We start from the raw sequence: 12,886 nt of genomic DNA on the forward strand, positions 1-12,886 counted from the left end.
ACATTTACACTGGGTATAAGTCTAAAGTTATCCACATCTGCCGAATGCTGAGTCGTGGATTATTGTGGATCTGCTTGGGTGGTTTTCAACAAAGTCTGCAAGTTGGCAGCTTTTGGTTTTACCAACCAGAATTTACGGCTATAGAAATCAAACTCATGGCGGATTTTGTATGCCCACGCACTGCCTGTTTCTTTAATATGTTCATCTAAAATACGGCACAAGAACTCTGTATGTTCTTCCATCGATTCAGTTGAGATACGGTTCAATTCAATGAGTTCGTGGTTGTAATGGTCAACGAAGTCATTATCTAAATCGAGTACATAAGCAAAACCACCGGTCATACCTGCACCGAAGTTATGACCCACTTTGCCCAATACAGTCACAATACCGCCTGTCATGTATTCACAGCAATGGTCGCCTGCGCCTTCAATGACTGCAAACGCGCCCGAGTTGCGCACCGCAAAACGCTCACCTGCCGTACCTGCAGCAAATAATTTACCACCGGTTGCACCATAGAGGCAGGTATTACCAATAATGGCAGTATTCTGCGTTTGGAAAGGTGAACCTTTTGGTGGGAAGATGGAAATACGTCCACCCGCCATGCCTTTACCCACATAGTCATTGGCATCACCTTCAAGTTTGATATGCAAACCACCTGCATTCCAAACACCCAAAGATTGTCCCGCAGTACCAATAAGATTCACTTTGACAGGATGATGTTCCATGCTCAAGTTACCATAACGACGCGCAATTTCACCTGAAATACGTGCACCAATAGAACGGTCACAGTTGCTCACGTTAAAGTAATACTCGCCGCCCGTACCTGCTTCAATTGCAGGCAACATCTCTGCAATCATTTTTTCAGCCAAAACGCCTTTGTCAAATGGTGCATTGCCTTCAACTTGGCAGTATTGCGCTTTGCCTTCTGCTGCAGGGTGTGATTCTAACAAGGCATTTAAATCAAGATGTGCATGTTTTTCAGTTTCACCCGGTAAAATTTCCAGTAAGTCGGTACGACCAATCAAGTCTTTTAAGCTCGCCACACCCAATGCTGCTAACCATTCACGAGTTTCTTCAGCAATAAATGTGAAGAAGTTGATCAGCATTTGTGGTTCACCAATATAGTGTTCCTGACGCAAATGATCTTGCTGCGTTGCTACACCAGTAGCACAGTTGTTTAAGTGGCAAATACGCAAGTATTTACAGCCTAAAGCAATCATTGGTGTTGAACCAAAACCGAAGCTTTCTGCACCTAAAATTGCAGCTTTAACCACATCTAGGCCAGTTTTTAAACCACCATCGGTTTGCACACGAACTTTGCCACGCAAATCATTCACACGTAAAGCTTGGTGCGCCTCGCTTAAACCTAATTCCCATGGCGAACCTGCATGGTGAATAGATGACAACGGCGATGCTGCTGTACCACCATCATAACCTGAGATGGTAATGAAGTCGGCATAGGCTTTAGCGACACCTGCTGCAATGGTCCCCACACCCGGTTCAGATACCAACTTGACCGATACCATGGCTTGTGGATTGACTTGTTTTAAATCAAAAATCAATTGTGACAAGTCTTCAATCGAATAAATATCGTGGTGTGGCGGTGGTGAAATCAAAGTCACACCCGGCACAGAGTAACGTAAACGGGCAATCAAGCCATTCACTTTACCACCCGGTAACTGACCACCCTCGCCTGGTTTTGCACCCTGTGCCACTTTAATCTGCAACACTTCTGCAGAGGTTAAGTAAGCAGGTGTGACCCCAAAACGTCCCGAAGCAATCTGTTTGATTTTCGAGTTACGAATTGTGCCGTAACGCGCAGGGTCTTCACCACCCTCACCTGAGTTTGAACGTCCACCAATGGTGTTCATGGCAATGGCAATGGCTTCATGCGCTTCTGGTGACAACGCACCCAAAGACATGCCCGCAGAGTCGAATCGCGGTAAAATTTGTTCAACCGATTCCACTTGATCTAAGGCAATGGAATTGTCTGTTTTTAACTTGAATAGATCACGAATGGTTGCGATTGGGCGATTATTCACGATTTCTGCATATTCTTTAAAATCTGCATAATTGCCTGAACGCACCGCTTTGTGTAAGGCATTGATCACATCTGGGTTAAAGGCATGGTATTCCTTGCCAAATACAAATTTCAGCAGACCGCCCTGATCAATTGGCTTACGCGATTTCCATGCAGTATCTGCCAATTTTTTCTGATCATTTTCCAGATCGGCAAAAGTTGCACCCTGAATACGACTCGGTACACCAATAAAGCAAGTATTCACCACTTCGGCAGATAAGCCGACTGCCTCAAACAACTGACCACCACGGTAAGATGCGACAGTTGAAATCCCCATTTTGGATAAGACTTTGAGCAAGCCTTTTTCAATGCCTTTGCGGAAATTGCTTTGCGCATAAACTGGATCGCCCAATAACTCGCCTTTGGCAATCAAGTCATTGATCACATCATAAGCCAAATATGGGTACACTGCAGTTGCACCAAAACCGAGCAATACTGCAAATTGGTGAGGATCGCGGGCAAAACCTGTTTCCACAATAATGTTAGCATCGGTACGTAAACCGACTTGAATTAAGTAGTGATGCACCGCACCAGTCGCCATGACTGCATTGGCAGGCAAGTAACCTTCACGGATTTTTTTATCGGTGAGTACCAATAAAGTTTTACCCTCACGCACCGCTTGTGCAGCAGTTTCACAAATCCGTTGAATCGCAGCTTGCAAACCTTCATTTTCGGCATAGTTCAGGTCGATGTCGGCAATTTCATAGCCTTTACGACCCAAAGTGCGAATTTGGTGCATTTTGGAATTGGTCAACACAGGACTTGAGATAATCAAGCGGTCTGCATGTTCTGGACCTTGCTCAAATACGTTTTGTTCACGCCCTAAACAGGTTTCCAAAGACATCACGATCGATTCACGCAATGGGTCAATCGGTGGATTGGTCACCTGCGCAAACTGCTGACGGAAATAATCCGACACATGGCGTACCTGGCGCGACAATACTGCCATTGGCGTATCATCACCCATGGAACCCACGGCTTCCTGACCACTTTCTGCGATTGGACGCAATAATTGATCACGCTCTTCAAAGGTCACCATAAACATTTTTTGTGCAGCTTTTAAGGCATCACCTTTTAAACCCTGATCACACAAATATTCTTCAAGCTCTGGGCTACCTTGTAAACGGATTGAATTTTCACGTAACCATTCACGATAAGGACGCATTCTTTTCAGATGGTTATTTACATCCTGCGTATCGAGCACTTTGCCAGTAAAGGTATCCACCACCAAAATTTGACCAGGACCAACACGTCCTTTAGAAATTACATCTTCAGGCTCATAACCCCACACCCCAATTTCAGAGGCCAAAGTAATGTAGCCATTTTTAGTGATCACCCAACGCGCAGGACGCAAACCATTACGGTCTAACATACAGATGGCATGACGACCATCTTGAATTACCAAACCAGCAGGGCCATCCCACGCTTCCATGTGTTTCGAGTTAAATTCATAGAAGGCGCGTAAATCGGCATCAATGGTTTCGACGTTCTGCCATGCAGGCGGAACCAACATGCGCAAGGCACGGAATAAATCCATTCCGCCACCCACCAGAATTTCCAGCATATTGTCCAAGCTAGATGAGTCTGAACCTGTACGGTTTACAATTGGCGTAAGCTCAGTCAAACCCGGTAATAATGGATTTTCAAATTTAGGAGTACGTGCCATTGCCCAGTTACGGTTGGCGGTAATGGTGTTGATTTCACCATTGTGTGCTAAATAACGGAACGGCTGCGCCAATGGCCAACGTGGCAAGGTGTTGGTCGAGAAACGCTGGTGGAACACCACAATATGTGATGCCAAACGCGCATCGGCAAGGTCGGTATAGAAGTCTGCAATCGCTGCAGGCATCATCAAACCTTTATAGCTGATCACGGTTGAGCATAACGTGGTCACATAAAAATATGGATCAGCAGTCAATTGCTGCTCGGCACGACGACGCGCCAAAAATAGTTTGCGGTTAAATTCAACCTCAGTCACACCCAATGGGCAATTGACAATAATTTGCTCAAAAGCAGGCAAAGACTGCATGGCGATTTCGCCCAATGCCTCATTATTGGTTGGCACCACACGCCAAGCCAATACTTTACAGCCTTCTGCTTCAATTTCTTTGGTCAGGATATTTTTAGCATGTGTCGCTAAGGCAGGGTCGAGGTTCAGAAAGACCGTACCCACTGCAAAAATTTCGCTCAGGGTAATGTCACTTAAGCGTTTTGCTTCTTCGCGGAAAAATTGCTTTGGCATCGCCAACAGCAAACCACATCCATCGCCCGTTTTACCGTCTGCGGCAATACCACCACGGTGGGTCATGCAACTTAAACTATGAATGGCAGTCTTGACGAGATCATGGCTTGCATCACCCTGCATATGGGCGATTAAACCGAAACCACAGTTATCTTTAAACTCATCTGGTTGGTATAAACCTTGAGTGGGAGCTACAGTATTAGGCGATGGCATGTGCATAGCGTACCCTTCTTTTACTTGCCCAATTGGGCCAATTAAACAATCTGTTTTTGCGATTTAACTCAATTTACAACTCTAAACATCAACTTAGAGTAAATGACCTATCTCTCATTTACGCAACTTTTACACTTGAATGTAGCAGGCAAATTTGACAGTTTCGCACAATCATTGAATTTTTTGCGCCAAAATAGGGACAACAACTCAATTCACGCACCAATAAAAGCAAAAACAATGCCAACTTTATTTTTTTATTCAACCATAACCAAATTTCAGCATTCACCGCATAAATGTAAAATAAAATCACATTTTTAAGTCAAATTCGCACTGTTTTTGTGCACTTCATTATTTTTATACACCATGCTGCGCCATTTTAGAACGCATTTATGTATGAGAAGAATAGTATTTTTAGATCAAATTGGTGCAACTAAGCCAGAATAGCTCAATGCGAATCATAGACAAAAAGAATAGAACAAATAAAGGCAAGCGATGGTTTGAATGACTAAAATGAAGCTAAAAGAATATTGGAAATGTTTATGATTAGTTAAAAGGATCGCGCACTTCAGGTTCAGGTGCATCTGGCTGAACAGGTGCAGTACCACTTTGTGATTTTTGTACATCCACGACATTACCCTCCTGATCACGGCGGGTAATCGTAGTACTGGTGGTACTATTTTGTAGGGCAACAGCCTGCGTAGTCGGTGCAGTCGTTGTGGTTGCAGGTGGACGCGCTAAAACACTTTCATCTATTTTAGGCACAGCTGCAGGACGTAAATTTACCGCATATAACTTGGTGCTCAGCCCCATTTCATCTGCACCTAAATCATTGACATAAGGACGATAGTCAGCAAATTGTACCACAACAGGCTGAATCGTTTCAGGAAATTTAAATGGCAATGCGGTCAAGGTTTGTGCGGCTTCGCGTTTATTGCCAAAACTGCCATATAACATCACATATTGTTCAGCCTGCCCCTCACCGCTTAAACGAATATAAAACAGCTTGCTCCGATCTGTTTGCTTTTTAATAAAACTTTTAATGATGTTTTCATCATTGACCCGAAACAGTTCAATCGTGCTGTTATTTTTTTGTTCCTGAATAAATTTAGTACCGCGATATTCAGCCTCATGCAAACCAGAAGCTGTTAAACGCGTGGTGAGTTCCAAAGGGCGGACTTCTTCTTGCAAACCACCCAAATAGGTGGTTGCAGCAACCTTTTCGGGTTGAATTTGTAATTCAATTTCAGACTCTGGTTGTTTTTCAATTTCAACCAGTTCTTCACGGTCAGTCATCGCCCAAAAAATCAGTGCCGCCAATAAACACAGCACCGCGCCCAGCAACCAAATTGACTGTTGAATTTTTTGCCAGTGTGTACGCAGTGCTGTCATATGCTGCCTTTTATGCTTGATTGGCTAAAATCGCCTGTTTCATCAATTCTAAGTCAAACTCTTTGGTGATGATGGCTTGACCCAATTGCTTCATGAGCACCAAACGTAATTGACCATTCAGCACTTTTTTATCGTGTGCCATATAAGCCAAAAACTGGTCCAGTGGAATTTGCGGACATACTATCGGTAAATTGGCGCGAGAAATGATATTTTTTGTACGCTCTACATCTTCGGCAGAAATCCAGCCCATACGCTGTGATAAATCGGCTGCCATTACCATCCCTGTCGCAACAGCTTCACCGTGTAACCATTCACCATAACCCAAATAAGATTCAATTGCGTGCCCAAAAGTATGCCCAAGATTCAATAAAGCGCGTTCACCTTGCTCTTTTTCATCATTGGCAACAATACGCGCTTTATGTGCACATGAACGATATACCGCTTCTGCCAGTACAGCAGGATCACGCGCCACTAATGCTTCCATGTGCGTTTCAAGCCATTCTAGAAACTCGACATCACCCAAAAGCGCATATTTAATGACTTCGGCTAGGCCTGCAGACAACTCACGCTCAGGTAAAGTATTCAGTTGCGACATATCGGCCAGCACCACTTGGGGCTGCTGAAATGCACCAATCATGTTTTTACCCAGCGGATGATTAATCCCTGTTTTGCCACCGACACTGGAATCGACTTGTGACAGTAAAGTAGTTGGTACTTGAACGAAGTACACCCCACGCTGAAAGCTTGCCGAAGCAAAACCTGCCATATCTCCAATCACGCCACCGCCCAAAGCCAGCACCGTACAATCACGGTTAAAACCAGCTTCCAGCAAGGCATCAAAAATAAGGGTGAGATGCTGAATATCTTTGTATTTTTCTCCATCAGGCAAAATACAGGTTGCCACTTTCTTGCCCAGTGCTTCAACAGCCGTCACATAGTGATTTAAATACAAAGGTGCAACCGTGGTATTGGTCACAATCATGACTTGCTGACCTTTAATATAAGGTGCAAGTAATTCTTGGGGCTGAAGATCACTGCCAATAAAAATTGGGTAACGGCGATCGCCAAGTTCAACGTGTAAAGTCTGCATGAAAAAGTCGCTTTCTACCTAAGATATTTGCTATGAAACAATCGTATTTAAGATTTTTTGCGCCAAATCACGCGCAGCACCCTGATTGGTTTCAATAATATAATGTGCCACCTCACGATACAACGGATCACGCACTGCAAGCAAATCACGTAATCTTTGTTCGGGGTTTTCGACTTGAAGTAAAGGACGGTTTTTATCGCGATAGGTTCGCTGAAGTTGAATTTCGACAGGGGTATATAGATAAACAACAATACCACGTTGTTTTAAGAAGTCTCGATTCGGGGCTTGAGTCACCGCACCGCCACCTGTAGCAAGTACAAGTTTATGCCGTGTGGTTAACTCATCAATAACCGCTGTTTCACGACTACGAAACCCTTGTTCGCCTTCTTTTTCAAAGATCCAAGGAATCGTAGCGCCAGTTTTGCGTTCAATTTCATGATCACTGTCTAGAAATTCACGCCCTAACAATTCCGCCAAATGGCGTCCTACAGTGGTCTTGCCTGCCCCCATCGGCCCTACCAAATAGATATTTGGTAGGGTGTCAAACTCTTTGCTTAGCAAGGAGTCACCTATAAATTTTGTTTAAATTGAAAATATATTAATGATTTCTTGAAACACTGTCATTAACAATTCGTGGTGTAACAAAAATCAGCAACTCACGTTTGTTTTCCGACTTAACATCTTTACGGAATAAACGTCCGATATAAGGAATATCGCCCAAGAATGGAACCTTGGTTTGAGAGTTAGCCGTTTGTTGCTCAAAAATACCCCCCAAGACTACAGTTTCACCATTGTCCACCAAAACGTTGGTATTCACGGCGTTCTTGTTAATCGTGAGCTGACCGGTTGGTGTAGGCGCACCTGGTGAGTCACTGGTGATATTCAATTGCATTTGGACTTTACCATCAGGCGTGATACTTGGGGTCACATCCAAACTTAAAGTCGCATCAATAAATTGTGTGGTCGAGACAGCATTAGCGCCCCCACCTTTAGAAGATTGGTATGGAATTTGAGTACCCGATGCAACTTTGGCATTTTGCTTATCTGCAGTCAGTACTTTTGGTGTTGAAATCACTTCACCATAGCCATCGGCTTGTAATGCAGACAATTCCAAATCTAGCATAAAGTCAGACAAACTGATTAAACCAAAGGCAATACGGCTGGCACCTGGACTGGTCACTCCTAAATCGACATTCAGGTTTTGTGGACGTTCAATTTCATACTTCCACCCCCCCATATCATCATCTTTTTCTGGCTCACGCAAGTTCCACAGAGTGGTATCACTACCACCCACCAACAAGTGATTATTGTTAGTGATCCCTTGAGACAAGATGCCCCACTTCACACCCATCTCTTTGGTGAAATCTGTGGTTGCACGTACGATACGTGCTTCAATCATCACTTGCTTCACAGACACATCAAGCAAATCTATCATCTGACGAATCTGATCAATTTTTGCTGAAGTATCATTAATAATTAAGGTATTGGTACGTGGATCTACAGACACTGTACCGCGAGGGCTGAGCAAGCTCCCCACGCTATCACCTAATGGGTCAGCTCCAGAACCTGTATTTGAACTACCACTACGTGATGCATTTTTACCTTCAGTAATAAGCTTCTCAATATCTGCGGCTTTAGCATAGTTCAACTGAATATATTCAGTTTGCAGTGGTGCCAATTTAACACTTTGTGCAATCGCTTTGGCTTCTTCTTCTTCCGCCTTAATCAACTCAGAAACTGGCGCAATCCAGATCACATTACCATTACGGCGCTTGTCTAAATTTTTGGTTTTCAGAATAATGTCTAAGGCTTGATCCCAAGGCACATCTTTTAAACGTAAGGTGATATTACCTTGTACTGTATCTGCAGCCACCATATTGATGCCTGTAAAGTCTGCCAACAGCTGTAATACACGACGCACTTCGATATCTTGGAAGTCCAATGAAATCTTTTTACCTGTGTAGCTTTGTGCTGCACGTGGCTTAAACGGGTTTTTATCAACTGGGCGTTTTAAGCTGATGGTGAGCTTGTCTTCTGCCTGATAGGCCATATATTCATAGCTACCTGCAGCCTGAATGGTGATCACGCCATTGCTACCATCATTATGCGCATCAATGGTTGATACTGGGGTTGCAAAGTCATTCACATTCAGGCGACGAGCCAAATGCGCAGGGACTTTATTGCCCAAAGTACGTACGACAATTTTGCTGCCTTGTTGCTGTACATCTACAGGTGTGTTGCTACCCAACAGGTCAATCACCACCTGACCTTCACCTTCACCACCACGTTGGAAACCAATATTGGAAATTCCTTGTGCGCTACGTTGTGCAGTCACTGCTGCAACAGGTGTGGCTGTAGTTGAGTTGATCTTTAAAATAAAGGTATTACCTTCAACACGTGTGGTAAATGCACCTGCATCAGCCAAGTTCACAGTTAAACGTGAACGCTGAGCATCTGAGCTGACCTCTACAGAACTGGCTTCTTTGGTCGCCACTGCAATACTGTTTTGTTTCAACGTTTGTTGTGCTTTATCAAAGTCTAGAATCAAACGCGCAGGTTGTTCCAACTGATATGCCGCTGGCTGTGGTGGTAAGCCATTGAACATGACACGAATTTCCGTGCCTTGTCCTGGAATTTGCATTGGTACAATATTGGTAATGCTCACTTGGGCATTAGCCACTTGCATCACCGCCATTGCGACTGCGCCCATTGAAAACTGACGGAACAAATTGTTCATTGTATTACCATCCCCAAAAATAAAATCTTTCACACTGTTATTCATTTTTATTCCTTTAATTTATGGCGCAGGCCCAATTAAAACCAAACTTCTTGGACGTTCTACATAACCTTCACGACCATCTGGAATAATCTCGATTAAATCAATTTGCGTTGGTGTAATGTTCACCACACGACCATGATTTACCCCCATATAACTGCCACGCTGGATACGCTCAATTTCACCATCTGGTGTTTGAATCAATGCCAAAATTTGACCATTTTGACGCATACTGCCTTTCATGGTCAGTGATTCAAGTGCGTAGTTTTCCAGTGGTTGTAACTGGCGAGCAAGGTTCGGATAAACACGCTTCCCTGCCATAATTTTAAGTTCAGCAGCCAAAGAACTTGGCATAAATGGGCTTTTCAGCTGATGCGCTGCATAGTTGAATGTTGGCGCAGGCTCAAACACGGGGGCAGGTTCAATCGGCAATGGTGGCTGATTACGGATTTCAGCCATTTGTGCATTGACTGCATCAATACGAGAATCACAACCCACCATTAACACAGTTGCCAGTAGAGCCAACGAAAGCTTTTCAATTTTCATTACTGTGCCCCTCCAGCAGTGTTAGCCGCAGTTTGTGTATCTGCACTACCCACGTAACGATATGTCTTCGCTTGCGCTTTATATGTCACTTGTGGAATATCTGTTTTCTTGTCTTTATTTTCAGTCGCCACAATTTCAAAATCATGCATAGTCACAATACGCGGCAATGCTGCAGTACCACTTACAAAAGAACCAAAAGCGTGATAGTCACCTGTTGCTTCAATCGAAATTGGCTGTTCAATAAAGAACTCTTGTTTGATCTCATTCTCTAAGCGAATGTTTTTAAACTTCAATCCTGAATTAACACCTGTAACGTTGATGTCTTCAACCAAGCCTGGAATTTCAGTTTCTTTCGGCAATTGCTCAAGCTGCTGGTTAAAGTTAGCTTCCATTTCTTGTAATTGCGCTTGATATTGTTGCAAATTACGCAATTTAGAATCTTTTTCACGGAACTCGTTTAATAAATTCTGTTCTTGTGCATGCGCTGCAGCAATGGCATCTAACTTCGGCTTAATTACAACAAAGTAACCTAGTGCCGCAATTAAGAAAATAATGAAAATCCAGCAGGTAATTTTGACCGAAAGTGGCCAACCACCATAGTTATTTGGATCAAGGGTATTAAACTGCTGAAAAAACTTCTCAACGGTCATTTTCTTTTTCGGAGCAACAGCAGCTTCCTGATTTACTTCATCAAATTCATCGAGACTCATTGTGCTGCCCCCGCTGCTGATGTTGAATTAGGATCTGTAGCGGTCACTGGAATTGCGATTTCTTCTAAATCAGAAGTCACCACAAATGTGCCATAACTTTCCTCAACACGAGGAACTACAGAACTTGGTGCTTTATCTTTATTTTCTTCTTTGGCTAAGAATGAATTCATAAATGCATTGCGATACCACGGCGATGCTTCCAAATTACGTAAGAATTCTGCAACCGTATTTGGACTTTCTGCCTTGCCTTCAAAGGTAAATTTATTGCCAGTACGCGTCACTTTAGTCAAATACATATTGCTTGGTGTCACACGCACAAGCTCATCCACCAAACGTACTGCAATTGGACGTTGGCTTTGTAAGCCCTGAATCAGCTTCATACGCTCTACAATTGCATTACGCTGTTCTTGTAAGCCTTCCAAAGATTTTAATTGTACATCTAGGTTTTGGTTGGTACTGATGACCAATTGATTGGCTTGTTCTTGATCTGCCAATTTTGCATTGTAGAAAAACCACGCCAATGCAACGGCCAACACCCCTACAGCAGCTGCTGCAATACAAAATACAATAAATTCTTTTTTACGTTTTTCTCTTAGCTCATCGCGCCAAGGGAGTAAGTTAATCTTTGCCATTAATCAAAACTCCTCATTGCTAAACCACATGCCACCATCAAAGATGGTGCATCACTTTCAATTCTTTTAATGTCGATTTGTGGAGAGAAGCCCATTTGCAAGAATGGATTGGCAATGGTCACACGGTAGCCCAGTTTTTGCTGCAACAACTTCGCAAGACCTGGAATATTGGCATTCCCCCCTGCCAATAAAATGTGATCAATTTCGTTAAATTGTGAAGATGAAAAGAAAAACTGCAGTGAGCGTGCAGCTTGTTGCACCACCGCCTCTAAGAACGGTTCGAGCACTTCTACATCGTAGTCATCTGGCAAAGTACGGCTTTTTTTCGCGCGACCTGCTTCTTCATAAGACAAACCATAACGGTTTTGAATTTCTTGTGTCAGCTGCTTACCACCAAAGGTTTGTTCGCGGGTGTAAATAATTTTGTTATTTTGCAGCACCGACAAGGTAGTCATGCTATGACCAATGTCCAAAATACCAATAGTGTTCACACCCATTGGCAGGGTATCGGAGAACACTTTAAAGGCATTTTCGATGGTAAAACTTTCGACATCGGCAATTTTGGCTTTCAAACCACCCAACTCTAATGCTTCTACTCGTGCTTCGACGTTTTCTAAACGTGTCGCAACGAGTAACACATTGACGCGGTTTGGATTGGCTAAACGGTCTGATTGGACTTCAAAGTCTAGGCTGACTTCATCTAATGGGAATGGAATATATTGCTCGGCGTCCATACGAATTTGAACTTCACGCTCATCACTGGTCATATCTGCATCCATTTCAATGATTTTGGTAATCACCATTGAGGTTGGAATTGCAAATGCTGCAGATGTAGATTGCGTGTTTGCTAAGTTCAATGCACGCTCAAGTGCATCCCCGACTGCTTCTGGATTGAGAATGTTTTTTTCAACCACACTGCCTTCTGAAAGTGGGACCAGCGCATAGCTTTCGACCCAATATCTCCCATTCTTAACAGAGAGTTCTAATAACTTAACAGAAGTAGAACTAATATCTACACCTATTAACCCCTTACTTGGCTTACGATATAACCTACGCACGATAATACCATTCCTATTATTTTTTTATCCCCAAAAAAATTTAACCTACTAATCCGCGCTGGTCTATAATTTTTTACGGATACAATAATTCATCTAACAATCCGTAAATCTACTCGCTATACTGACCAGCAATTAGTTTGCTATTAGCGC

The 12,886-nt window shown here is 43.3% G+C and carries 9 protein-coding genes; all 9 read right to left on the bottom strand.

The genetic code is table 11. The annotated features are described in order from the left end of the window. Positions 1-59: 59 nt before the first annotated feature. The 9 genes from gltB to C3Y93_RS08290 all read right to left on the bottom strand — a co-directional run bounded on the left by gltB (position 60) and on the right by C3Y93_RS08290 (position 12,736). The gene (gene gltB / locus C3Y93_RS08245; protein ID WP_171287392.1) at positions 60-4,535 is read right to left on the bottom strand and encodes a glutamate synthase large subunit; all 4,476 of its coding nucleotides are present in this window, start codon (positions 4,533-4,535) and stop codon (positions 60-62) included. Positions 4,536-5,078: 543 nt separating this feature from the next. Continuing rightward, the gene (locus tag C3Y93_RS08255; protein WP_104852646.1) at positions 5,079-5,924 is read right to left on the bottom strand and encodes a hypothetical protein; all 846 of its coding nucleotides are present in this window, start codon (positions 5,922-5,924) and stop codon (positions 5,079-5,081) included. Between the two features lie 10 nt (positions 5,925-5,934). After that, the gene (gene aroB / locus C3Y93_RS08260) at positions 5,935-7,014 is read right to left on the bottom strand and encodes a 3-dehydroquinate synthase (protein WP_104852647.1); all 1,080 of its coding nucleotides are present in this window, start codon (positions 7,012-7,014) and stop codon (positions 5,935-5,937) included. A 30-nt stretch (positions 7,015-7,044) separates the two neighbouring features. Next, on the bottom strand, positions 7,045-7,575 hold the full coding sequence (aroK, locus tag C3Y93_RS14445) for a shikimate kinase AroK (protein WP_104852648.1): 531 nt from the start codon (positions 7,573-7,575) through the stop codon (positions 7,045-7,047). Between the two features lie 37 nt (positions 7,576-7,612). Continuing rightward, positions 7,613-9,751, bottom strand: a complete 2,139-nt coding sequence (pilQ, locus tag C3Y93_RS08270) for a type IV pilus secretin PilQ family protein (protein ID WP_171287418.1) — start codon at positions 9,749-9,751, stop codon at positions 7,613-7,615. Positions 9,752-9,811: 60 nt separating this feature from the next. Further along, positions 9,812-10,336: a pilus assembly protein PilP gene (locus C3Y93_RS08275; RefSeq protein ID WP_104852650.1), complete on the bottom strand. Its 525-nt coding sequence runs from the start codon at positions 10,334-10,336 to the stop codon at positions 9,812-9,814. Continuing rightward, positions 10,336-11,046 carry a type 4a pilus biogenesis protein PilO gene (locus C3Y93_RS08280; protein WP_104852651.1) on the bottom strand — a complete coding sequence of 237 codons (711 nt, stop codon included), beginning with the start codon at positions 11,044-11,046 and terminating at the stop codon, positions 10,336-10,338. The genes C3Y93_RS08275 and C3Y93_RS08280 overlap by 1 nt, the downstream gene beginning before the upstream one ends. Beyond that, positions 11,043-11,678 (bottom strand): PilN domain-containing protein, encoded by a 636-nt coding sequence (locus tag C3Y93_RS08285; RefSeq protein WP_104852652.1) that lies wholly within the window; start codon positions 11,676-11,678, stop codon positions 11,043-11,045. The genes C3Y93_RS08280 and C3Y93_RS08285 overlap by 4 nt, the downstream gene beginning before the upstream one ends. After that, positions 11,678-12,736 carry a pilus assembly protein PilM gene (locus C3Y93_RS08290; RefSeq protein ID WP_104852653.1) on the bottom strand — a complete coding sequence of 353 codons (1,059 nt, stop codon included), beginning with the start codon at positions 12,734-12,736 and terminating at the stop codon, positions 11,678-11,680. Before C3Y93_RS08290 ends, C3Y93_RS08285 begins: the two co-directional genes overlap by 1 nt. Between the last annotated feature and the right edge of the window lie 150 nt (positions 12,737-12,886).

The sequence above is a fragment of the Acinetobacter sp. SWBY1 genome (assembly GCF_002946595.1).
Taxonomy (GTDB): Bacteria; Pseudomonadota; Gammaproteobacteria; order Pseudomonadales; family Moraxellaceae; genus Acinetobacter; species Acinetobacter towneri.